General features: G+C 69.7%; 19 protein-coding genes. 6 read left to right on the top strand and 13 right to left on the bottom strand.

The window, feature by feature from the left end; translation table 11 throughout:
- Positions 1–90 precede the first annotated feature (90 nt).
- The gene (gene arfA, locus ACZ7EG_RS01690; protein WP_471070657.1) at positions 91–1,605 is read left to right on the top strand and encodes an arabinosylfuranosidase ArfA; all 1,515 of its coding nucleotides are present in this window, start codon (positions 91–93) and stop codon (positions 1,603–1,605) included.
- 10 nt (positions 1,606–1,615) lie between these two features.
- On the opposite strand, the gene ACZ7EG_RS01685 is transcribed toward arfA, so the two are convergent.
- On the bottom strand, positions 1,616–2,050 hold the full coding sequence (locus tag ACZ7EG_RS01685; protein ID WP_471070654.1) for a hypothetical protein: 435 nt from the start codon (positions 2,048–2,050) through the stop codon (positions 1,616–1,618).
- Between the two features lie 50 nt (positions 2,051–2,100).
- Complete coding sequence (locus ACZ7EG_RS01680) at positions 2,101–5,109, bottom strand: glycoside hydrolase family 35 protein (protein ID WP_471070651.1); 3,009 nt, start codon at positions 5,107–5,109, stop codon at positions 2,101–2,103.
- Positions 5,110–5,240: 131 nt separating this feature from the next.
- Here ACZ7EG_RS01680 and ACZ7EG_RS01675 point away from each other — a divergent pair, with 131 nt between their 5' ends.
- Complete coding sequence (locus tag ACZ7EG_RS01675; RefSeq protein ID WP_397618099.1) at positions 5,241–5,699, top strand: RrF2 family transcriptional regulator; 459 nt, start codon at positions 5,241–5,243, stop codon at positions 5,697–5,699.
- A 339-nt stretch (positions 5,700–6,038) separates the two neighbouring features.
- On the top strand, positions 6,039–6,695 hold the full coding sequence (locus ACZ7EG_RS01670) for a DUF4360 domain-containing protein (RefSeq protein ID WP_471070647.1): 657 nt from the start codon (positions 6,039–6,041) through the stop codon (positions 6,693–6,695).
- Positions 6,696–6,733: 38 nt separating this feature from the next.
- On the opposite strand, the gene ACZ7EG_RS01665 is transcribed toward ACZ7EG_RS01670, so the two are convergent.
- Together ACZ7EG_RS01665 and ACZ7EG_RS01660 are read right to left on the bottom strand one after the other, a co-directional pair.
- Positions 6,734–7,138, bottom strand: coding sequence for a hypothetical protein (locus ACZ7EG_RS01665; protein WP_471070645.1), 405 nt, complete (start codon positions 7,136–7,138; stop codon positions 6,734–6,736).
- Between the two features lie 33 nt (positions 7,139–7,171).
- A complete protein-coding gene (locus tag ACZ7EG_RS01660; RefSeq protein WP_471070643.1) occupies positions 7,172–7,945 on the bottom strand; it encodes an alpha/beta fold hydrolase in 774 nt (257 codons plus the stop codon).
- 59 nt (positions 7,946–8,004) lie between these two features.
- On the opposite strand from ACZ7EG_RS01660, the gene ACZ7EG_RS01655 reads away from it, so the two are divergent.
- Positions 8,005–8,553, top strand: a complete 549-nt coding sequence (locus ACZ7EG_RS01655) for a YciI family protein (RefSeq protein ID WP_471070641.1) — start codon at positions 8,005–8,007, stop codon at positions 8,551–8,553.
- A gap of 95 nt (positions 8,554–8,648) precedes the next feature.
- Here the strand turns inward: ACZ7EG_RS01655 and ACZ7EG_RS01650 are convergent, their stop codons facing one another.
- The 3 genes from ACZ7EG_RS01650 to ACZ7EG_RS01640 form a co-directional block, all read right to left on the bottom strand.
- Positions 8,649–9,629, bottom strand: coding sequence for an alpha/beta hydrolase (locus ACZ7EG_RS01650; RefSeq protein ID WP_471070638.1), 981 nt, complete (start codon positions 9,627–9,629; stop codon positions 8,649–8,651).
- 253 nt (positions 9,630–9,882) lie between these two features.
- Positions 9,883–10,065, bottom strand: a complete 183-nt coding sequence (locus ACZ7EG_RS01645; protein ID WP_471070636.1) for a DUF397 domain-containing protein — start codon at positions 10,063–10,065, stop codon at positions 9,883–9,885.
- Positions 10,062–10,919 carry a helix-turn-helix domain-containing protein gene (locus ACZ7EG_RS01640; protein WP_471072426.1) on the bottom strand — a complete coding sequence of 286 codons (858 nt, stop codon included), beginning with the start codon at positions 10,917–10,919 and terminating at the stop codon, positions 10,062–10,064. Before ACZ7EG_RS01640 ends, ACZ7EG_RS01645 begins: the two co-directional genes overlap by 4 nt.
- A 174-nt stretch (positions 10,920–11,093) precedes the next feature.
- On the opposite strand from ACZ7EG_RS01640, the gene ACZ7EG_RS01635 reads away from it, so the two are divergent.
- Positions 11,094–12,089 carry an arabinan endo-1,5-alpha-L-arabinosidase gene (locus ACZ7EG_RS01635; RefSeq protein WP_471070634.1) on the top strand — a complete coding sequence of 332 codons (996 nt, stop codon included), beginning with the start codon at positions 11,094–11,096 and terminating at the stop codon, positions 12,087–12,089.
- A complete protein-coding gene (locus ACZ7EG_RS01630; protein ID WP_471070632.1) occupies positions 12,071–13,507 on the top strand; it encodes a family 43 glycosylhydrolase in 1,437 nt (478 codons plus the stop codon). Before ACZ7EG_RS01635 ends, ACZ7EG_RS01630 begins: the two co-directional genes overlap by 19 nt.
- Before the next feature lie 86 nt (positions 13,508–13,593).
- Here the strand turns inward: ACZ7EG_RS01630 and ACZ7EG_RS01625 are convergent, their stop codons facing one another.
- From ACZ7EG_RS01625 to ACZ7EG_RS01600, 6 genes are all read right to left on the bottom strand, one after another.
- Positions 13,594–15,447 (bottom strand): pyridoxal phosphate-dependent aminotransferase, encoded by a 1,854-nt coding sequence (locus ACZ7EG_RS01625; RefSeq protein ID WP_471070630.1) that lies wholly within the window; start codon positions 15,445–15,447, stop codon positions 13,594–13,596.
- A gap of 171 nt (positions 15,448–15,618) precedes the next feature.
- Complete coding sequence (locus ACZ7EG_RS01620; protein ID WP_471070628.1) at positions 15,619–16,767, bottom strand: aldose epimerase family protein; 1,149 nt, start codon at positions 16,765–16,767, stop codon at positions 15,619–15,621.
- A 58-nt stretch (positions 16,768–16,825) separates the two neighbouring features.
- Positions 16,826–18,070: a multiple monosaccharide ABC transporter permease gene (gene mmsB / locus ACZ7EG_RS01615; protein WP_471070626.1), complete on the bottom strand. Its 1,245-nt coding sequence runs from the start codon at positions 18,068–18,070 to the stop codon at positions 16,826–16,828.
- Positions 18,067–19,617: a multiple monosaccharide ABC transporter ATP-binding protein gene (mmsA, locus tag ACZ7EG_RS01610; RefSeq protein ID WP_471070624.1), complete on the bottom strand. Its 1,551-nt coding sequence runs from the start codon at positions 19,615–19,617 to the stop codon at positions 18,067–18,069. The genes mmsB and mmsA overlap by 4 nt, the downstream gene beginning before the upstream one ends.
- A gap of 46 nt (positions 19,618–19,663) precedes the next feature.
- Positions 19,664–20,776, bottom strand: a complete 1,113-nt coding sequence (gene chvE, locus ACZ7EG_RS01605) for a multiple monosaccharide ABC transporter substrate-binding protein (RefSeq protein ID WP_471070622.1) — start codon at positions 20,774–20,776, stop codon at positions 19,664–19,666.
- Between the two features lie 139 nt (positions 20,777–20,915).
- Positions 20,916–21,884, bottom strand: a complete 969-nt coding sequence (locus tag ACZ7EG_RS01600; RefSeq protein WP_471070620.1) for a glycosyltransferase family protein — start codon at positions 21,882–21,884, stop codon at positions 20,916–20,918.
- Positions 21,885–21,961: the final 77 nt, after the last annotated feature.

Below are 21,961 nucleotides of genomic sequence, written 5' to 3'. Positions count from 1 at the left end.
GACCGACCCAGGGGCGCGGGGAACCGCGCGATCAACCCCACGGACCCGCAGCCGCCACCGAAACAGAACCACCCACCCCGAAAGGCGAACATGCACACCGCGCGCTTCACCCTCGACCCAGCCTTCACAGTCGGCGAGGTCAACCCTCGCCTCTTCGGCAGCTTCGTGGAGCACCTCGGCCGCTGCGTCTACACCGGCGTCTTCGAACCGGCCCACCCCACCGCCGACGACAAGGGCCTGCGCCAGGACGTCCTCGCCCTCGTCAGGGAACTCGGCGTCACCGCCGTCCGCTACCCCGGCGGCAACTTCGTCTCCGGCTACAAGTGGGAGGACTCCGTCGGCCCCGCCGAGGACCGCCCCCGCCGCCTCGACCTCGCCTGGCACTCGACGGAGTCCAACCGCTTCGGCCTCTCCGAGTACATCGACTTCCTGCGCAAGATCGGCCCCCAGGCGGAGCCGATGATGGCCGTCAACCTCGGCACGCGCGGTGTCGCCGAGGCCCTCGAACTCCAGGAGTACGCCAACCACACCGCGGGCACCGCCCTGTCCGACCTCCGTGCGAGCCACGGCGACAAGGACCCCTTCGGCATCCGGCTGTGGTGCCTCGGCAACGAGATGGACGGCCCCTGGCAGACCGGCCACAAGACGGCCGAGGAGTACGGCCGCCTCGCCGCCGAGACGGCCCGGGCCATGCGCCAGATGGACCCCGGCGTCGAACTCGTCGCCTGCGGCTCCTCCAGCCAGTCCATGCCCACCTTCGCCGAGTGGGAGGCGACGGTCCTGAAGGAGACGTACGACCTCGTCGACTACATCTCGCTGCACGCCTACTACTGGCCCGAGAACGGCGACCTCGACTCCTTCCTCGCCTCCGCCGTCGACATGGAGTCCTTCATCGACAACGTCGTCGCGACCGCCGACCACGTGGGCGCCCGGCTGAAGTCGAAGAAGAAGATCAACCTCTCCTTCGACGAGTGGAACGTCTGGTACCTGTCCGAGTGGGAGGCCCGCGCCAAGACCTTCGAGCAGGACGACTGGCCCGAGGCCCCGCGCCTGCTGGAGGACAACTACAGCGTGATGGACGCGGTCGTCTTCGGCTCGCTGCTCATCGCCCTGCTCCGGCACGCCGACCGCGTCACGGTCGCCTGCCTCGCCCAGCTCGTCAACGTCATCGCGCCGATCATGACCGAGCCCGGCGGCCCGGCCTGGCGGCAGACCACGTTCTTCCCGTTCGCGCAGGCCGCCCGGTACGGTCGCGGCCAGGTCCTGGACGTCCGCGTGGACTCGCCGACGTACGAGACGAAGAAGTACGGCGAGACCGACCTGCTGCACGCCACCGCCGTGCGCGCCGAGGACGGCACCGTCACCGTCTTCGCCGTCAACCGCAGCCGCACCGACGCCCTGCCGCTCGAAGTCGCCCTGAACGGCCTGGACCTGTCGCGCGTCGTCGAGCACAGCGCCCTCGCGGACGCCGACCCCGACGCCCGCAACACCCTCGACGACCCCGAGCGGGTCGCCCCGCATCCGGTCGACGGCACGGCCCTCCGGGACGGCACGCTCGGCGCCGTCCTGGAGCCGCTGTCCTGGAACGTGATCCGGCTGGCGTGACCGGCCCCGGTCAGCGTTCGACGCGGGGCAGGGCGGTCGAGGACGGCGAGGACGAGGCCGCCCCCACCGCCCGGTAGCCCTCCGAACCCGGCACCTTCGCCAGGGCGTTCATGACGACGGGGGTCGAAGCCACCGGCCCCCGTTCGCTCACCCGGGCCGTGCCGTCCCAGCGCAGGTAGTGGGCCCGGGTCTGGTCCCGGAAGTCCCAGCCGGCGATCCGGTCGGGCCGGCCCTGCGCGTCGGCGACGATCCCGTCCAGCATGCCGACGCCGAACGGTTCGGTGACGCCCTGCCAGGTGCTCCCGTCACCGTGCAGGAGCAGCACGCCGGGGGGCTTGCCGGTCGGGCCGCCCACTCCGTGGTCGTAGCCGAACAGCCACAGGTCGTCGTCGGCGACGGGCAGCAGCCCCGTGATGGTCGCGCGGATGCCTTGAAGGGGCAACACGGTGAACCAGCGTGCCGCAGAAGGCAATGCGCGAGGACGGCTCGATCCGGTCACACCGGTTCGACGGGCACCCCTCCGGCCGCCGCGCCCAGCAGCGTCAGGCGTACGTCCCCGGGGCCGGACGGTGTGGTCCCGTCGGACAACACCGCCAACGCCAGTGTGTTGGCACCCCGTGTGCGCAGGATCCCGTTCGGCAGCACGAAGGTGTGCTGCGGGCCTACGTCGTTGATGTACTGGCCCATGTTCCAGCCGTTCAGGAAGATCTGGACGCGGTAGGCCCGGCCCGGGTCGTCGTCGAGGACGAGCCCGACCGAGGCGTCGACGCCGGGGTCGACGTCCAGCCGGAAGTCCGTCCGGTACCAGGTGACGCCCTGCCGCCGCTCCGACCGGGGAAGCTCGGCGTCCTTCCAGTCCCCGTCGTCGTACTCGGGCAGATGCCAGCCCTCACGCTCCCCGTGCAGCCCGCCGTTGTTCATCGGACCGCGCACGGGATCCGGCGTGGCGGCGCCCTGGATACGCCACTTCACCTCGGGTGAATCGCCCTCGAAGGTGACGGCGGTCAGACCGCGCGCGGCCTTGTGCGTGTCGAGCGCCTCACCGTCCATGTCGTGCTGCATCCGCCGCACGAGCACGGACAGCACGTGCCGCTGCTTCCGGCTCTCCTCCCCGGTCTCCTCCCGGCCCTCCTCACGGAAGTTCTCCCGCAGCCTCTCCCGCAGCTTCCTCGGCAGCTCGAAGCGGGCCCTCGCGGTCCACGTCCCCTGCCGTGCCCGGTCCCTGTCCGGCACCGGCATCCGGTGCGTGCCCAGCGGCTCGCCGTCCAGCCAGGCCATCAGCAGGCCCTGCGTACCCGTGCTGTAGGCGAGGGACACGGACGCGATGTCATCGTCGCCGCTCCACTCCCCGCGGTACCAGACGTCGCCGTAGTGGAATCCGTAGTCGTCGGCGAACAGGACGGGCTGCCCGTCGGGCACGGGCGTGCTGCTGAAGGTCGTCTCCTTGTCGGCCGTCGTCCAGTCCGAGTCGTCGAAGTCCGGCTCGGACTCCGGGTTCCCGGCCCGCCGTCGCCAGCCCTCCAGGGCGGGCAGCGCCGGCCGGGCCACGCCGGGCAGCGGCCGCAGCGCCAGCAGGCTGCCGGAGGCACTGATCCGGGTGGCGACCGGGCGCCCGTTCCAGGTGACGTGGGTGATGCCGCGCGGCCCCCACACCTCCAGGCCGGTCTGCCCGATGGTGTCGCCGGTGAGGTGGACCGTCGAACCGCGCAGCTCGGCCGACCGCAGCAGGGCGGGGCCGTAGACGAGGAGCGGGCCGGACGGGGTCTCGTAGGGCCACAGCCGCAGGGCGGTGGCGTCGTCGGCGAACAGCACCAGCATCGGCGTGTCCATACCGTCGCCCTCGACCCGCACCCGGCTCAGCCCGCCGGCGCCGAGCGGGGCCGTGATGTTCAGCTTGCCCAGGTTGTAGGCCCAGGCGGGCTCCGCGTCCAGCCGCATGGGCGTCGGCTCGTCCGCGCACTCCAGGACGACCTGGGCCATCTCGCCCCGGCGGCCCGCGAACACGGCGATGTCCTGCCGTCCGGCGGTCAGGCTCACCATGGGCTGCACGGTGGAGTGCACCAGCGTCCGCTTCCCGAGCTTCAGACCGGCGGCGATCAGCTTGGCGTCCCGGGCCGGGACCGTGACCGGCACGTCGATCCCGGCGTCCGGCAGCGTCGCGGAGAGAGCCTCGCCGGTGTCGTTGCGCAGGACGTAGACGTGGGCCCCGGTGTCGGGGTTGGTCAGGTGGTAGACCTTCATCCGCTCGTCGGTCGCCCGCACCGTCTTCGCCCGGTGCAGCTTGGCGAGGTCGGGCACGGACCGCAGCAACTGTCCGATCTGATGCATCGGGGCGAGTTTCGGGGTGGCGTTGCGGGCCTCGTCGAACGCGGCGCCGTAGTCGTAGGAGGTGTAGACGGCCGGCGCGGGCAGCCAGCCCCAGGAGGTGCCGCCGTACGTCATGTAGACGTTGTGCAGCGTGATGCCGTTGGCGAGGTTGGTGAGGTAGAAGCGCCGCTCGTACGCCGCGTCCCGGGTCCGGCGCGCCTCGGCGTACCCCTTGCCGTCGAACCAGGACCCGCCCCACGGGTCGAACCAGCCGCCGCCGAACTCGGGCACGAACCCGGGTGTGCGCGGACTGGCCGTCGCCCCGCCCTTCTTGCCGCCGGTCCCGAACGCCCCCCAGTCCGGCGGCACTCGGCCCGGCTCCGGGTACCCGTCGAACCCGTACAGCCAGCGCCCCTTCTCCCCGCCGGTGCCGAACGACCCCGGTGTCCACGCGCCGTTGCGTCCCTTGTCGTTGTGGAACAGCGGCACGTCGATGCCGTCGGCGCGGACTTTCTCGTACAGGTACGACATGTAGGCGCGCCCGGACGGCTCGTCGACGTGCGCGTCGTACTCGTTCTCGATCTGGTAGAGCAGCACCGTGCCCGTGCCCCGGGTGAACAGGCGCTTGGCGGCGATGGCGTTGACCGCGGTCAGCCACTCGTCGACGTAGCGCAGATAGGTCGGGTCGGAGGTCCGGGCCCGGCCCGCGGTAGCGGTCAGCCAGCCGGGGAAGCCGCCGGCGTCGACCTCCGCGTTGATGTACGGCCCGGGCCGCAGGATGACGTACATCCCCGTCTCGGCGGCCGTCCGCAGGAACAGGTCCAGGTCGCGCACGCCGGTGAAGTCGTAGCGGCCGGGTGCGGGGGAGTGGTGGTTCCAGGCGACGTACACGCTGACGGCGTTGTAGCCGTGCGCACGCATCTTCTCCAGCACGTCCCGCCACAGCGACGGGCTCGGCAGCCGGAAGGGGTGCATCTCGCCCGACCAGAGCACCAGGCGACGGCCGTCGACGATCAGCGAGTAGGGGTCGAAGCCGATCTCGTGCGGCCGGCCGTCCGCGCTCGGCACCGGGGGCGGCGGGCCGGTGGGCGCGGTGCGTGCCGGGTTGGCGGAGGTCGGCGACCCGCTGCCGGTCAGCGCGAAGCCGAGCGCCGCCGTGCCGGCCAGAGCGTGGAAGGTACGCCTGCTGAGCTCCAAGGGAGCGCCTCCTGTTGTGCTTTGCGATACGTGGTGCGAGGTGCGTGTGCTTGTCGTACGGGGTGTGTGTGCTCGATGTGGTGCGAGGTGCGTGTGCTCAATGTCTACAGGGTGACGGCGACAATGGTCCTATGAGGATCTCGGCACGTGCGGACTACGCGGTACGAGCGGTCGTCGAACTGGCCGTCCGGCAGGGGGAGGGGCCGGTCAAGGCGGAGGCCGTCGCCACCGCGCAGGACATCCCCCACAAGTTCCTGGAGGGGATCCTCGGCGATCTGCGCCGGGGCGGTGTCGTCGACAGCCGGCGCGGTGGGGGCGGCGGCTACCGGCTGGCCCGGGAGGCCGCGGAGATCACGGTCGCGGACGTGATCCGCGCGGTGGACGGGCCGATCGTCTCGGTGCGCGGCGAACGGCCGACCGGACTCGCCTACTCCGGCACCGCCGAGCCGCTGCTGCCGCTGTGGATCGCCCTGCGGGCCAACGTGCGCAGGATCCTGGAGGGTGTGACGGTCGCCGACCTCGCGGCCGGGGCGCTGCCCGAGCCGGTGGAGCGGCTGGCGGCGGAGCCGGCGGCCTGGGAGAACCCCTGAGGGCCGGCGGCCTGGGAGAACCCCTGAGGGCCGGCGGCCGGGCGCGGCGCTGTGCGTGATCCTCATTCCGTCCTCGGGATGTCCTCGGTCTGACGCACTGGTGCAACGCACCCTATGCGCCCACCGGCATCCCGGGTGAATTCCCGCCATTGTGAATGGCCGGAGAGCTACCTGGCCCGTCCCTGCCGCCCTGCGTACGATGCGACCGCTCCCGGCCTTCACAGCTCCTTCATGGAACGGACACAGACCGGGGGTGCATGAGCTGTCATTTTGACATGCTCATGTCGATACATCATGCCCGTCGTCTGATCCACCCCCCACGAACGGAATGGGAGAACCATGGCCGGTGGCCTGCTCCTGAGTGGCGCGATCGCCGCGCTGCTCACCAGCGCACTTCCCGCGCAAGCCCCGTCTTCCGGGTTCGATGACCCGCCCCCGGACAAGATCGTCATCAAGGTCGCCACGGTGAACGGCTCCGGCTGCCCGCAGGGCACGGCAGCGGTCGCCGTCTCCGAGGACAACACGGCGTTCACGGTGACCTACAGCGACTACCTTGCCCAGGCCGGCGGGAACTCCGACCCGACCGCGTTCCGCAGGAACTGCCAGCTCAGCCTGATCGTCCACGTCCCCGGCGGCTTCACCTACGCCATCGCGAGCGCGGACTACCGGGGCTTCGCCGCCCTCCAGCCCGGCGCGACCGCTTCCCAGCGGGCCTCGTACTACTTCCAGGGCTCGCCCAGCACGGTGTACAAGAACCACCCCTTCAGCGGCCCCTACAACGACAACTGGCAGGCCACCGACGAGACGGACTGGGCCCAGCTGGTCTACGCGCCCTGCGGAGTGCAGCGCAACTTCAACATCAACACCGAACTCCGCGTCAACGCCGGCACCCAGTCGGCCAACAAGGTCAGCTTCATGACGATGGACTCCACCGACGGGGACATCAGCACGGTGTACCACCTGGCGTGGAAGGAGTGCCCCCCGAAGAAGTCGTGACGGGGTGAGGGGCGGCCCGCCGACCGGCGGGCCGCCCCTCAGCGGCGTCGTCCCGTACCGGCCCCGGCCGGGCCCGCCCCGGCCAGTCCCGCCCCGGCCAGTACGTAGACGGCGAGGGCGTGCAGCGGCATGAACCCGCCCGGGCGGTCGATCTCGTCGACGAAGGACAGCGAGAGCAGCGCCCAGAGCAGTGCGCCGCCGACCATCAGCGTGGTGTTGCCGTGCTCCCGCATGGCGCGCATCCCGGCCCCCAGCAGGAACGGCATGAGAGCCCAGGAACCGGCCGTGGTCACCGTCCACTCGAAGGCGCCGGCGAACACCGTCGCCTCGCCTGTCGCCGCTTTGCCGCGGGCCCAGGCGTAGCCGACGCTCATGAGGGCGTGGCAGACGGCGGTGGCGGCGGTGACGCTGACGGCACCTTTGACGAACCGTACGTACCGCATGGCGGGGAGCCTCGTCCTTCGGTTGGAAGCCGGTCAGTCCTCGGGCGCGAGCGCCGCCGCTGTGGCCTCGACGAAGGCTTCCCGGTTGTCCAGCATGATGTTGTGGCCGCAGTCGGGGATCGCGACGACGGACACTCCGGCCTCGGTGAGGGCGTCGGCCCCGGGAAGCGGCCCGTCGGACTCGGGAAGCAGGAAGGCGCGCGGCATCCTCAGGTCGAGCAACAGCTCCCGCATCGTGGGGGTCGTGCCGCGGGTGAGGTGGAACGCGCTGCGGTGCAGGGCCTCGCGGCCGGCCAGGCGCATCGTGGACCACCAGTGCGGGCCGACCCGGTCGCGGACCTCCTCCCAGCCGCCCGTCACGAACTCCTCCTCGGAGTACGCGGCGATGCCGCTGCTGCCCGAGGAGCCGGGCGCGCGCGGGACGGGGTCGAGGTTGGCGTCGACGAGCACCAGGCGGGAGACCAGACGGGGATGGCGGGCCGCCAGGACGATCGCCACCGAGCCGCCCATGCTGTGGGCGATCACTTCGGCGGCCGAGACGCCCGCCGCCGTCAGGGCGTCGGCGAGCGCGTCGGCGTGTGATTCCAGCGTGTAGTCGAAGTCCGCCGGGCGGTCGCTGATGCCGTGGCCCAGCAGGTCGATCAGCAGCGAACGGCGTCCGGCCAGGCGCGGATCGACCGCGACTTCGGTGAAGTAGGCGGGCGAGGTGGCGCCCAGCCCGTGCACGTAGACGCGCGCGGGCTCCTGCCCCGGCAGTTCGACCCAGCGGATTCGGTCGCCCTCGGGCGTTACGGCGGCGCTGCGCACGGTGTGTGTCCCCCGGGTGTGGCGTCGGTGTCGGTGGACGGTCAAGAGTAGTCTGCGGCATGGAGTTCTTCTGCTACCACCGCGACCGGCCCGGCTCCCTGCCGCTGCGCGAGGAGCTGGGGGAAGCGCACTGGGCCTACATGGACCGGTACGAGGCGGAGTTGATCGCCCGTGGGCCGACCTTCGCCGCCGATGGGGAGACGCCGAGCGGCAGCGTTCACATCGTCGACCTGCCGGACCCCGCAGCCGCCCGCGCGTTCGCCTTCGACGAGCCCAATTACCAGGCCGGGGTGTACCGGGACGTGCTGCTGCGGCGGTGGCGCAACCTGCTGGGCCGCACCATGTGGGACTTCCCCGGCGGCCGTACAGGCGGTGACCGCCACCTCGTCCTGGGTCTCGGCTCGGGTCCGGCCGCCGACCTCGACGTACCGCCCGGCCGCGACGAACTGATCGCGTACGGGCCGCTGCTGTCCGACGACGGTGCCGTGTGGCTAGGCACGGCGGCGCTGGTGCGGGCGCCGGACGCGGAGGCGGCGCGCGCCGTGCTGACACGGGAGAGGTATGCGGCTGTCGAGGTGCACGACTGGGAGTTCGGCGGACGCCGGTGAGGGAGGGGGCCGCTCGGTGTGTGAGCGGCCCCGCGGTACGCGCCGGGTGTGCCCGGCGTCAGCCCTGTTCCACGCCCAGGGTCGGCGTGCATGCGTCAGGCGGGCAGGGAGGTGATCCAGTCGGTCAGGAGCCGGTTGATCTCCTCGGGGCGTTCCTGCTGGATCCAGTGACCGCAGCCGTCGAGGATGTGCGAAGCGACCAGGCCGGGCAGAGTGGTGGGGTATGCCTTGATCGCGTCGGCCAGCCAGGTGGTGGAGGCATCCAGGGCTCCGCCCACGAACAGCGACGGCTGAGCGATGGGGGCGCCGTGGTGACCGGCCAGGTCCTCCCAGTCCCGGTCCATGTTCCGATAGCGAGCCAGCGCCCCCGTCATGCCGGTCCGTTCGAACTCCCCGGCGTAGACGTCGAGGTCGTGCTCGCCCAGCCAGGACGGCAGCCTGCCGGCCGGGAACCGGTCACGCAGTCTCCCGCCGCGGCTGACGAAGTGGGGATCCGGCGCACCCGGCGCGGGCATGGTGTCGGCGGACAGGGCGCGGTAAAAGCCCGCCAGCCAGCCGCGTACGTCGGGCTCGATCTCCGCCTCGGCGCGTCCCGGCTGCTGAAAGTAGGAGACGTAGAACTCCTCTTCTCCGCCCATCTGCGCGAAAGCCTCACTGGGCCTCGGTCCGCCGGGCGGGAGGTAAGGCACACTGAGCAGCCCGACCGCGCGGAAGACATCGGGCCGGACCAGCGCGGAGTTCGCGGCTATGGTCGCTCCCCAGTCGTGCCCGACGATCACCGCGGTCTGCTCGCCCAGGGCGTACACCACCGCGGCGTTGTCCTCCACCAGGTCGAGCATCCGGTAGGCGTCCACCGCCTCGGGCCGGGAGGAGCGGCCATAACCGCGAACGTCGATGGCCACCGCGCGGTAGCCGGCCGCGGCCAGTGCGGGCAGCTGGTGACGCCATGAGTACCAGGACTCCGGGAATCCGTGCACGAGTACTACCAGCGGCCCGCTGCCCTGCTCCACCAGGTGGATCCGGCCGGCAGGTGAGGGCACCAGACGGTGAGTGAGGTCGGCGGTCGTCTGTGGCATGGATCCTCCTGGGCACTGTACGGATGGCCGGGTGCCGGTGCCGGTGCCGGTGAACGGACCGGCCCCACTGCTGTCGCGCTCGGCCGAGGGCACCATCAGTGATGATTCAGCGGACAGCACACCGTGCGCGAATCCCGTTGCCGGTCCAGCAAACCGGGTCGGCCGCAGGCCGATCGCCGAAGGCGAGGCGAAGCGCGCTGATGCGGGCCGCAAAAGCGCGACACTGCAAAGAAGCGGGCGGCCCCGACCGTTGTCACTTGGCGGCGTGGGTGAGGAAGGCCGCCCAAGTGCCGGGGGAGAGGGTGAGCTGGGGGCCCTGCTGGTTCTTGGAGTCGCGGATGTGGATGGCTTCGGGGCAGGTGGCCATCTCGACGCAGTCGCCGTCGCCACTGCTGCTGTAGCTGGACTTGAACCAGGCCAGTTCGACGGTGGTCATAGGTTTCCTCGCATCCGCTGCAACAGCCTCAAGGAGTCTTCGAGGGAGAGAGCCTGCGAACGCATCCTGGCATACCGTCGGTGAAGCACGCTGATCTCTTTCGGGTCGGAGATGAACTGACCTCCGCGCTGGCCTTCGTTGTAGGCGAGCCAACGGTTCTCGGGTGTTTCCAGCAGCTGCATGGGACCCGCCAACCCCGCGTGTGCGCCTTGCATCGTCGGCATGATCTGGACTTCTACGTTCCGCAGCTCCGCAATCTCCCGCAGGTGATCGATGAGCTCACGGGTGACTCCACTCCCACCCAGGCATCGCAGAAACAGGTGCTCCTCCAGGATGAAGCTGAACGCGGTGTTCGGTCGCTCCCTCAGCAGCCTCTGCCGCTCAGCCCGAGCGCCCCACCGTTCCTCGATCTGGCCGTCGTCCAGCGGCGGCAGCTGATTGGCGAAGAGTGCTCGCGCATACGCCTCTGTCTGCAACAGGCCGGGAATCATGCGGCATTCGTACGTGTACAGAGTGATCGCTATGGCCTCCAGTCGCGCCCACCGCCGAAACCAAGCCGCCAACCCCGGCTGTCGCTCCAGGCACCCCGCCGCCTTCTGCAACGCCCCCGTCCTCCCGAACACCTCCTCCGCCCGCTCCACGAAAACCGGATCCGGCATCCGCCTCCCCAACTCCACGGAAGCCACTGTGTGCTTGGAGAACCGCACCAGCTCCCCGAACTCCTCCCGGCTCAGCCCCGCGTGCTCGCGCAAGCCCTGGACCACCGCCCCGAACGTCCGCAGACTGTCCGACGACTCCGGCTCGCCGCCCGTGCCCGCCCTCTTCGACCTGACGTGCGGCGACCGGCTGTCGATCGGCTGCTTCGCCCCGGACGGCGTCGATGCGGCTGCGCTCGGTCGGTGGTCCGCGCAGCCGTTGCTGCGCGGACCATTGACGCGCAAGGGGTTCGATTCTACGGTCCGTTCGAACTTGCGATCGCTGTCCGATATATCGAGCAGCTCTTACCCCCACCGCAAGAGAGGACCCGCATGAGCCGCCGTCCCCGCAGCCCCCGAACCCTGCGCAGGCGAAGCGCCCTGGTCGCCCTGCCCGCCGCCGCCCTCCTGGCACTGATCCCGAGTACGGCGTCCGCGTACCCCAACCCGGGCCGGGTCACCGGTGACGTCGTCACCCACGACCCGTCGATGATCCGCACCTCGTCCGGCCAGTACCTGCTCTACGCCACCGGCGGCGGCATTGCCAACAAGACCAGCGGTGACCGCACCGCCTTCAGGAACGGAGCCGACGCCTTCTCCAGCCGGCCGGGCTGGTGGCGGAACTACTCCTCCGTCCCGGAGGCCTGGGCGCCGGACATCTCGTACCACGGTGGCAAGTACCTGATGTACTACTCGGTCTCGAAGTTCGGCTCGAACACCTCCGCCATCGGCCTCGCCACCTCCAGCACCGGCCGGCCGGGCAGCTGGACCGACCAGGGCACCGTCTACACCTCGAACTCCGGCAGCGACTTCAACGCCATCGACCCCAACCTCTTCGTGAACGACGACGGCAAGTGGTGGCTGTCGTTCGGCAGTTGGTGGACCGGGATCAAGATGATCCAGATCAACCCGTCCACCGGGAAGCAGCTCAGCTCCAACACCGCGCGGTACTCGCTCGCCTCCCGCCCCACCGGGACCAAGGCCGTCGAGGCGCCTTTCATCGTCAAGCGAGGCGGCTACTACTACCTCTTCGCCTCGTACGACACCTGCTGCAACGGGACGAGCTCGACATACAAGGTCAAGGTCGGGCGGGCCTCCAGCATCACCGGGCCGTACCGCGACAAGAACGGCGTCGACCTCATGAACAACGGCGGTACGCCCGTCCTGGAGTCGCACGGCAGTGTCATCGGCCCCGGCGGCCAGTCGATCCTGAAGGACTCCGACGGCGACCTGATCGTCTACCACTACTACGACGGCAACGCCGGCGGCACGCCCAAGCTCGGCATCAACCTCCTGAACTGGAGCAGCGGATGGCCCGTCGCCTACTGACCCTGCTGGCGGCCCTGCTGCTCGCGCTGAGCATCGGCCGGCCCTCCGCGAGTGCCGCCTCCTTCTCCAACCCGGTCAAGTCCGTCAAGGGCGCCGACCCCTGGATCTCGTACCACGACGGCAACTACCACCTGGTGACGACCAGTTGGACCGACGTCATCACCATCCGCAGATCCGCCACCCTCGCCGGGCTCTCCACCGCGCCCAGCGTCCAGGTGTGGAAGGGCGACGCCGCCTCCCGCTGCTGCAACATCTGGGCGCCGGAGCTGCACTTCCTCGACGGCCGCTGGTACCTGTACTACGTCGCCGGGCAGAACGTGTCCGACTACAACCCCACCCAGCGCAGCCACGTGCTGGAGAGCGCCGGGTCCGACCCCATGGGGCCGTACACCTACAAGGGGCAGCTCAGCAACGCCTGGATGCTCGACCCGAGCGTGCTGAACGTGGGCGGCCGGCTGTACATGCTGGGCAGCGCGATCACCGGCGGCACGCAGAACCTCGTCATCGCCCCGATGTCCAACCCGTACACCGTCAGCGGCTCCTACTCGACGATCTCGACGCCGACCCACTCCTGGGAGCGGCAGGGCGGCACGGTCAACGAGGGCGCGGAGGTGCTTCAGCGAAACGGCCGGACCTTCCTGATCTACTCGGCGAGCGGCTGCTGGACGCCCGACTACAAACTCGGGCAACTGGAGCTGACCGGCTCCGACCCGCTGTCCGCCTCCTCCTGGACCAAGAAGTCGACGCCCGTCTTCCAGCGCAGTGACGCGAACGGGGTGTACGGCCCCGGCCACAACGGATTCTTCACCTCGCCCGACGGCCGCGAGAACTGGATCGTCTACCACGCCAACGATTCCGCCTCCGAAGGCTGCGACAACGGCCGCACGACCCGGGCGCAGAAGTTCACCTGGAACTCCGACGGCACGCCGAACCTCGGTACCCCGGTGCGGCTGGGCGCCTCGCTCCCCGGGCCCTCCGGCGAACCGGCCTCCGCCTCGACGGCCTACACCGTCACGAACCGCAACAGCGGCAAGTGCCTGGACGTGGCGGGTGGTTCGGGGGCAGAGGGAGCCAATGTCCAGCAGTACACCTGCAACGGCAACGCCAACCAGCGCTGGCGCCTGGAGGACCTCGGCGACGACACCCACCGCCTGGTGAACGTCGCCACCGGCAAGGTCCTCGACACCGCCGACTGCTCGGCCGCCGACGGTGCCGACCTGCGCCAGTGGTCCTGGCTGAACAACACCTGCCAGCGGTTCCGTTTCGTGGCCAGGGACAGCGGCTACGTCCGCATCGCCAACCAGGCGACGGGGAAGGTGGCGGACGTCGCTGGTTGCTCAACGGCGGACGGTGCCGACGTACGCCAGTGGACGTGGCTCGGCAACCACTGCCAGCAGTGGAAACTGACAGCGGTCTGACGCCCTGGGGGCGCGGGGAACTGCGCGGACAACCACGAAGGACCGGCACCCGCACAGTTGCACGAACCACCTACGGCGAGAGGGCGCTACCCCGCCTGCCCCATCCCCGCCGCGTTGGGCCAGTTCTGCGCGGCGGGCCACCCCGTGGCCGGCGCCGGTGTCAGCCCGTTCGTACCCCGCACCTGCGCGGCCGTCAGGCCGCCACGGGCCGGGACACCGGGCGGCGTGGGCCCGGTGAACGGGGCGGCCATCGGTGTCGGCGCGGGCGCGGCGGCCGGGACCGGCGCCGGAGCAGGGACCGGCGGCGGGACCTGGGCGGCGGGCGCCAGGGGCGGTGCCGGGGCGGCCATCGGCTGGGGAGCGGGCTGCGCCCCCGGCTGGGTGAACTGCGGCTGCGGTATCTGCGGCTGCGGCATCTGCGCCGCAGCCGGCATCGGCATCCCGCCGCCCGCACCCGCCGGTACGGCGGACGCGGCGGCGGGGAGCGGCATGCCGATGCCGGTGGCCGGAGTGGGAGCCGGGGCGGGGGCCAGTCCCGGCCCACCGCCGACACCGGTACTCGCGGCAGCGGGTGCGGGCGCCGGCGCGGGGGAGAACCCCTGGCCGCCCGTCCCGGTGCTCGCGGCAGCCGGAGCCGCGACGAGCCCCGGCCCCCCGGCCCCCGCCGCGGCGGCCGGCGCCGCTGCCGGGGCCGTGCCCATCGCCTGCGCCGCGAGCCCCCGCACGCCCGACCCGTTCGTCTCGCTCACCAGCCGGTCCACGGCCGCCGTACCCGAGCTGTAGCTGGTCCCATTGCCCAGCTCGGGTACGGCGGCTCCCCTCCTGGACGTCCCGTAGAGCACCTGTTCCAGGCCGGACACCAGGCGACGCACGTCCACCTGGGGGCGCACCACGAGACGCAGGAAGCGACTGGACGAACCGATCTTGTTGCCGCACTCGCGGACCAGGATCCGGTGCTCGGTGAGCATCCGGTCCCGGACCACCGTGCCCTCGGCGCCCACGGGGAGGCGCACGAAGAGGAAATTGCCCTGCGACGGGTAGACCGTCAGCCCGGGCAGGGAGGACAGCTGGCCGGCCATGTCGAGGCGGTCGCGGCGCACCTGCTGGAGGCTCTGCATGTACTCGGCGCCGTGCTCCTTGAGCATGAAGACGACGTGCTCGGCGAAGGAGTTGAGGTTCCACTTCGGCAGCATCGAGCGGATCCGGCCCGCGAGCGCCGGGTTGGCGACGAGGTAGCCGAAGCGGATGCCGTGCAGGCCGAAGTTCTTGCCGAGGCTGCGCAGCACGACCACGTTGGGCCGCAGCATCGCCTCCTGGACGACGGACGGTTCGGCCTCGGCGTCCGCGAACTCCAGGAACGACTCGTCGATGACGACCAGGTCGAGGTCGGCCATGGCGTCCATGAACTGCACGATCGCGTGCTTGTGCAGGAAGCCGCCGTCGGGGTTGTTCGGGTTGCAGATCACCGCGACGCGGGTGCCGCGGGCCCGGATGAACTCGGCGTACTGGGCGAGGTCGAGGGCGAAGCCGCTGGACTCCTGGAGCGGGAACATGTCGACCCGCTTGCCGGTCTCCATGGGCTGGTCGGTCCAGCGGCCGAAGGTGGGGACGGGCACGGCGAGGGACTCGCGCACCAGCAGGTGGTCGATCCAGGTGATGAGCTCGGTCGAGCCGTTGCCCATGGCCACGCACTGCGGCGGCAGCTGGAGCAGGCTGCACAGCTCGGCCGTGATGGTGTCGGCGCTGCTCGGGTAGTACGTGATGATGTCGCGCAGCCGGCCCGCCATGTCCTCGAACATGGCCGGGGTCGGGAAGTACGGGTTGCAGGGGATACAGAAGTCCACGGGGCCGGCTCCCTCGCCGCCCTCACGTGTCAGAGCCGCCATCGACGGGCTGTGGGCCGCGGTACTGCGGAACAGCGACGTGACGTTGTCGGCCATGGAACCTCCGTATGGGGCGGGTCCGTTGGGGACGGACGGACCCGACGTTTAAGGGCGGCCCGCGCGGGGGAGCGCGGGCCGCCCTTTGATACGGAGGCCACAGGGACACCGTTCAACCGTCGGGAGAACGGTCGGAACATGTGCCCATCCTGTGAAGGCCTGTCAGTGGCCTCAGCAGCCGAACGTGTGGATCGTGGTCGTCCGGTACGTCTGCCCCGGTCGCAGCACCGTCGAGGGGAACTTCGGCTTGTTCGGCGAGTCCGGGAAGTGCTGCGTCTCCAGGCACAGCGCGTCGCCCTGCCGGTAGGTGCGGCCGGACGGGCCGGTCAGCGTGCCGTCGAGGAAGTTGCCGGAGTAGAACTGCAGGCCCGGCTCGTTCGTGGCGATCTTCATGCTGCGGCCGGAAGCCGGGTCGCGCAGGGTCGCGACGTGCTCCGGCCTGGCGGTGATGCCCTTGTCGAGGACCCAGTTGTGGTCGAAGCCCTTGGCGGTCACCAGCTGCGGGTGCGAGACGCGGATGTCCCGGCCGATCGGCTTGGCCTTGCGGAAGTCGAACGGCGTGCCCGCGACCTTGGCCAGCTCGCCCGTGGGGATCAGGCCCGCGTCGGTGGGCGTGTAGCGGGAGGCCGCGATCTGGAGCTCGTGGTCCTCGATCGTGCCGCTGCCCTCGCCGGCCAGGTTGAAGTAGACGTGGCTGGTGAGGTTGACGACGGTGGCCTTGTCCGTGGTGGCCTCGTAGTCGATGCGCCAGTCGCCGTGCCGGGTGAGCGTGTACGTCACCTTCGTCTTGAGCGTGCCCGGGTAGCCCATCTCGCCGTCGACGGACGTGTAGTACAGGTGCAGGCCGACGTCGGAGCCCTTCACGAACGGCTCGACGTCCCACACGCGCTTGTCGAAGCCCTGGGCGCCGCCGTGCAGGCTCTGCTCGCCGTCGTTGACGGACAGCTGGTAGTTCTTGCCGTCGAGGGTGAACTTGCCCTTGCCGATGCGGTTGCCGTACCGGCCGATCAGGGCGCCGAAGTAGGGGGTCTTCGCGACGTAGTCCTCGAGGTTGTCGAAGCCCGCGGAGACGTTGGCGTAGCGGCCGCGACGGTCGGGGATCTCCAGGGACTGGACGACACCGCCCCAGGAGAGGACCTTCAGGCGGGTACCGCCGTTCTCCAGCGACCAGCTGTAGACCTTCGTGCCGTCGGCCAGCTTGCCGAAGAGCGTCTTCACCGGCTTCCTGCCTCCCGTGGCGTGCGCCGTGCCGCCGAGCGTGGTGGCGGCTATGCCCGCCGCCGCTGCTCCGGCGATGACCGTGCGTCTGTTCAGTTCCATGCGTGCGGCTCCCGTATGAAGGAGAGGGCCCCGCCTGCCGGCGGGGCCCCGATCTGACTTACGAACCGACCTTGCGCTTGTTCCACACGTCGAACCCGACCGCCGCCAGCAGCACCATGCCCTTGATGACCTGCTGCCAGTCGGTGCCGATGCCGACGAGGTTCATACCGTTGTTCAGCACGCCCAGGACCAGGCCGCCGATGATCGCGCCGAGGACGGTGCCGACACCGCCGCTCATCGACGCACCGCCGATGAACGAGGCCGCGATCGCCTCCAGCTCGAAGTTGAGGCCGGCCTTGGGAGAGGCCGCGTTGAAGCGGGCGGCGAAGACCAGACCCGCCAGGGCCGCGAGCATGCCCATGTTCAGGAAGACCAGGAAGGTGACCTTCTTGTCCTTCACACCCGACAGCTTGGCCGCCGGGAGGTTGCCGCCGATCGCGTAGATGTGGCGGCCGATGATCGCGTTGCGCATGACGTAGCCGAAGCCGACGAGCAGCACGCCCAGGATGAGCAGCACGATCGGGGCGCCCTTGTAGCTGGCCAGCAGCATGGTGAGCGTCAGCACCGCGGCGCCGATCGCGACCAGCTTCAGCAGGAACAGCTTGGCGGGCGGGACGTCCAGGTTGAACTCCTGCTGCCGCTTGCGGTCCCGGACCTCCTGGAAGATCACGAAGGCGATCATCGCGAAGCCGAGCAGCAGGGTGAGGTTGTGGTAGTTCGTGTTGGGGCCGACCTCGGGCAGGAACCCGTTGGCGACCTTCTGCAGCCCGTCGGGGAACGGGCCGAGGGTCTGGCCCTCCAGGAAGATCTCCGTCAGACCGCGGAAGATCAGCATGCCCGCCAGGGTCACGATGAACGACGGTATGCCGCCGTATGCGATGAAGAACCCCTGTACGGCGCCCGCGACCGCGCCCACGGCCAGGCACAGCACCACCGCGAGGGGCCAGGGCAGGTCCTGTTTGACCATGAACACCGCGGCCATCGACCCGACGAACGCCGTCAGCGATCCGACCGACAGGTCGATGTGACCGGCGATGATGACCAGCATCATGCCGATCGCGAGGATCAGGATGTAGCTGTTCTGCAGCACCAGGTTGGAGACGTTGCGCGGCAGCAGCAGGTCGCCGTCGGTCCAGACGGCGAACAGGACCACGATCAGGCCCAGGGCGATCAGCATGCCGTACTGCCGCATGTTGCGGCGCATGCCGTCCATCACCAGCTGCAGCAGGCCGTCGCCCCCGGCCCCGCCGCTCTTGCCCGGCGGCGCGGGGGCCGGGCTCTTGGCGGTCACGTCCGTGCTCATCGGGTTACCTCTTTGTCCTTCGTCATCTGACGCATCAGCGATTCCTGGGAGGCCTCGGCCCGCGAGAACTCACCCGTCAGCCGTCCCGCGGCCATCGTGTAGATGCGGTCGCACATGCCGAGCAGCTCGGGCAGCTCGGAGGAGATGAAGACGACCGCCTTGCCCTGGGCCGCCAGCTGGTCGATGACCGTGTAGATCTCGTACTTGGCACCGACGTCGATACCGCGCGTCGGCTCGTCCAGGATCAGCACGTCCGGACCCGAGAAGATCCACTTGCTGAGGACGACCTTCTGCTGGTTGCCGCCGGACAGCTTGCCCACCGGCTCGAACACCGTCGGCGCCTTGATGTTCATGGACTTGCGGAAGCCCTCGGCGACCTGCCGCTCCTCGTGCTCGTCGACCACACCGCGCCTCGCGACCTTGCCCAGGGCGCTCAACGAGATGTTCCGGTTGATGGTGTCGATGAGGTTGAGGCCGTAGTGCTTGCGGTCCTCGGTCACGTAGGCGATGCCGTGCTTGACCGCCTCCGGGACGGTCTTCGTGCGGATCTCCTTGCCGTCCTTGAGGACCATGCCGTCCGCGTACCGGCCGTAGGTCCGCCCGAAGACGCTCATCGCGAGTTCGGTGCGGCCGGCGCCCATCAGGCCCGCGATGCCGACGATCTCCCCGCGCCGCACGTGGAGCGAGACGTCGTCGCACACCTTGCGCTGCTGGTCGATCGGATGGTGCACGGTCCAGCCACGGATCTCCAGGGCCGGCGCCGCGCCCTCCTCGGGCTCGTGCGGCGACCGCTCCGGGAAGCGGTTCTCCAGGTCGCGGCCGACCATCCCGCTGATGATCCGGTCCTCGGTGGTCTCCGCGGCCTTCACGTCGAGGGTCTCGATGGTCTGGCCGTCACGGAGGATCGTCACCGAGTCGGCGACCTTGCGGATCTCGTTGAGCTTGTGGGAGATGATGATCGAGGTGATGCCCTGCTTCTTCAACTCCAGTATCAGGTCCAGGAGTTTGCCGCTGTCCTCGTCGTTCAGGGCGGCGGTCGGCTCATCCAGGATGAGCAGCTTCACCTTCTTCGACAGGGCCTTGGCGATCTCCACGAGCTGCTGCTTGCCCACGCCGATGTCGGCGACGCGGGTGTCGGGGTGGTCGGCGAGACCCACCCGGCGCAGCAGTTCGGTGGCGTGCCGCAGGGTCTCGGTCCAGCTGATGATCCCGCGGGTGGCGTGCTCGTTGCCGAGGAAGATGTTCTCGGCGAGGGAGAGGTAGGGCACCAGGGCCAGTTCCTGGTGGATGATCACGATGCCGCGTTCTTCGCTGGCCCGGATGTCCTTGAACTGGCAGACCTCTCCCTCGAAGAGGATGTCGCCCTCGTACGTGCCGTGCGGGTGGACGCCGGAGAGGACCTTCATCAAGGTCGACTTGCCGGCGCCGTTCTCCCCGCAGATGGCGTGGACCTCGCCCTGGCGGACGGTCAGTGTGACGTCCGACAGCGCCTTGACGCCGGGAAAGGTCTTGACGATCGAGCGCATTTCCAGGACGGGTCCCGCCATGGTCGTGCCTTCCAATCAGTGGTGGAACGTCGGTCGATGGCGGGGACTACTTGAGGTCGCTCTCCTTGAGGTAGCCGGAGTCGACGAGCTCCTTCTGGTAGTTGCTCTTGTCGACGGCGACCGGCTCCAGCAGGTAGGCCGGGACGACCTTCGTGCCGTTGTCGTAGGTCTTGGTGTCGTTGACCTCGGGCTTCTTGTCCGTCAGCAGCGCGTCGACCATGTTCGAGGACACCTTGGCGAGCTTTCGGAGGTCCTTGTAGACAGTCATCGACTGCTGGTCGGCGATGATCGACTTCACCGAGGCGACCTCGGCGTCCTGGCCCGTCACGACCGGCAGCGGCTTGGCCTTGGAGCCGTAGTCGTCCGACTTCAGCGCCGACAGGATGCCGATGGAGATGCCGTCGTACGGGGAGAGGACCGCGTCGACGCGCTCGCTCTTGTAGGCCGAGGTCAGGATGTCGTCCATGCGCTTCTGGGCGGTGCCGCCGTCCCAGCGCAGGGTGGTGACCTGGTTGAGCTTGGTCTGCTTGGAGCGGACGACGAGCTGCTTCTTGTCGATGTAAGGCTGCAGGACCTTCATCGCGCCGCCGAAGAAGTAGCGGGTGTTGTTGTCGTCGTTGGAGCCGGCGAACAGCTCGATGTTGAAGGGGCCCTTCTTGGAGCCGTCCTTCAGGCCGAGCTTCTCGACGATGTAGGTGCCCTGGAGCTCGCCGACCTTCTCGTTGTCGAACGACGCGTAGTAGTCGACGTTCTGCGTGCCGAGGATCAGGCGGTCGTAGGAGATGACCGGGATGTTCGCGTCCTTGGCCTGCTGGAGCACGTTGTTCATCGACTTGTTGTCGATGGCGGCGATGATCAGCGCCTTGACGCCCTGCGTGATCAGGTTCTCGACCTGTGAGACCTGCTGGTCCGGGTCGTCCTCGCCGTAGACCAGCTTGGTCTTGTAGCCCTTGGACTCCAGTTCCGTGACGACGTTCTTGCCGTCGGCGATCCAGCGCTCGGAGGACTTGGTCGGCATCGCGATGCCGATGGTGGCGCCCTTGGAGTCCCCTTCGGTCTCCTTGGCGCCACCCTCGCTGTTCTGGCCGCAGGCGGACAGGGTCAGGGCGAGGGACGCGGCTCCGGCTATGGCGGCGAGAGCGGCTCTGCGGTTACGCATGATGATCATCCTTGATCTGTGTGCAGGGCTCGGTCTGGAGGGCGCGAAGTCGCTCCGGGTGGTCGTGCCGGAAAGACCGAGGAGATGTGTGGGATTGTGCGCGGCTGTGTCGTCTTTTGTAAGGCGAGTTTCCGGAACGTTATGACGAGATTTCGAAACGCTGGAGATCGCCCGGCAGTCGCGAGCCGAGCGGTGCCATGTCCCCGTCCGCTCCATGGCGGGCCAGGAGGTCCAGGACGAGCCGGCCGCGCCGCACGCGCTCCTTGGCGGTGGCCAGGGTCAGCTCCCGCATGTGGTGCCCGTAGGGGTAGATCCCGGGCGCCTTGGACAGGCCGAACTTCAGGTACAACGGAGCGCCGCGACGGATGAGTTCGGCGACCTCGTACATCCGCACGTAGCCGCCGAGGTCGTCGGGGGCCTCGATGTACATGTCCATCGGAGCGCCCGACACCCGCCGGATCTCCGTGAGATGATCGAGCGTCAGGTCGCTGGGTACGTTGACCGAGTCCGCGCCGAGGCGCTCGTAGACCGCGTACGCGGCCGGGTTGACCGGTCCGATGAGCGCGGAGACCTTGAGCGTCGTGTCGGCCGGGATGATCCCCGCGGCCCGTGCCCGGTGCAGCGTCCACAGCACGCCCTCGTCGGCGACGAGCAGGCACTTGACGCCCAACTCGGTTGCCCGGACGGCGTCTTCGACACAACCGGCGACGGCGTCGTGGCCGCGGGCGCGCAGTCCGGCCCCCCGCGAGTCGGTGCGCGTGGACCCGCCGATGTCCCAGGTGCCGCGCGGGCCGGTGAACAGGCAGAGCTCGATGTCGCGTTCACCGGTCGACTCGACCATCTCGGTGATCTCCGAGTCGGTCAGCATCCACACGCCGCTGCCCTGGCTGATGCGGTGGATCGGCACGTCCAGTCGCGAGGCCTCCTTCAGGACCACCGCCAGTGCCTCGGGGCCCTCGCAGGAGGGGATCTCGGTGCGCCAGCGGCCGCCGCCGGGGAAGGAGTGCGCGGAGGTGTCGGCGGGGTCGGGGGCGGGTGCGCTCAGACCCAGCGCGGTGAGCGCCGGCTCACCGGGCCTGCGGGCGGCCGGGGCGGAAGCGTCGGTCACAGGAATGTCCTTCGGTTCGATATTTCGGACGAAGTTCGCGGCTCTGGGTAGGGCAAGGCTGGGGTACGCCGGTACGG

The sequence above is a fragment of the Streptomyces sp. NPDC037100 genome, assembly GCF_055606225.1.
Note: the sequence above shows the minus strand (reverse complement) of the source record. Positions and strands in the feature narration are given on the sequence as shown.

Bases quoted from the DNA above. Each gene is read 5' to 3' on its own strand.
- ACZ7EG_RS01665 (WP_471070645.1), bottom strand. From the start codon at position 7,138: ATGCGGTACGTACGGTTCGTCAAAGGTGCCGTCAGCGTCACCGCCGCC.
- chvE (WP_471070622.1), bottom strand. From the start codon at position 20,776: ATGCGTAACCGCAGAGCCGCTCTCGCCGCCATAGCCGGAGCCGCGTCC.
- ACZ7EG_RS01670 (WP_471070647.1), top strand. From the start codon at position 6,039: ATGGCCGGTGGCCTGCTCCTGAGTGGCGCGATCGCCGCGCTGCTCACC.
- ACZ7EG_RS01620 (WP_471070628.1), bottom strand. From the start codon at position 16,767: ATGGAACTGAACAGACGCACGGTCATCGCCGGAGCAGCGGCGGCGGGC.
- ACZ7EG_RS01655 (WP_471070641.1), top strand. From the start codon at position 8,005: ATGGAGTTCTTCTGCTACCACCGCGACCGGCCCGGCTCCCTGCCGCTG.
- ACZ7EG_RS01630 (WP_471070632.1), top strand. From the start codon at position 12,071: ATGGCCCGTCGCCTACTGACCCTGCTGGCGGCCCTGCTGCTCGCGCTG.
- mmsB (WP_471070626.1), bottom strand. From the start codon at position 18,070: ATGAGCACGGACGTGACCGCCAAGAGCCCGGCCCCCGCGCCGCCGGGC.
- ACZ7EG_RS01635 (WP_471070634.1), top strand. From the start codon at position 11,094: ATGAGCCGCCGTCCCCGCAGCCCCCGAACCCTGCGCAGGCGAAGCGCC.
- ACZ7EG_RS01625 (WP_471070630.1), bottom strand. From the start codon at position 15,447: ATGGCCGACAACGTCACGTCGCTGTTCCGCAGTACCGCGGCCCACAGC.
- arfA (WP_471070657.1), top strand. From the start codon at position 91: ATGCACACCGCGCGCTTCACCCTCGACCCAGCCTTCACAGTCGGCGAG.
- ACZ7EG_RS01675 (WP_397618099.1), top strand. From the start codon at position 5,241: ATGAGGATCTCGGCACGTGCGGACTACGCGGTACGAGCGGTCGTCGAA.
- mmsA (WP_471070624.1), bottom strand. From the start codon at position 19,617: ATGGCGGGACCCGTCCTGGAAATGCGCTCGATCGTCAAGACCTTTCCC.
- ACZ7EG_RS01650 (WP_471070638.1), bottom strand. From the start codon at position 9,629: ATGCCACAGACGACCGCCGACCTCACTCACCGTCTGGTGCCCTCACCT.
- ACZ7EG_RS01645 (WP_471070636.1), bottom strand. From the start codon at position 10,065: ATGACCACCGTCGAACTGGCCTGGTTCAAGTCCAGCTACAGCAGCAGT.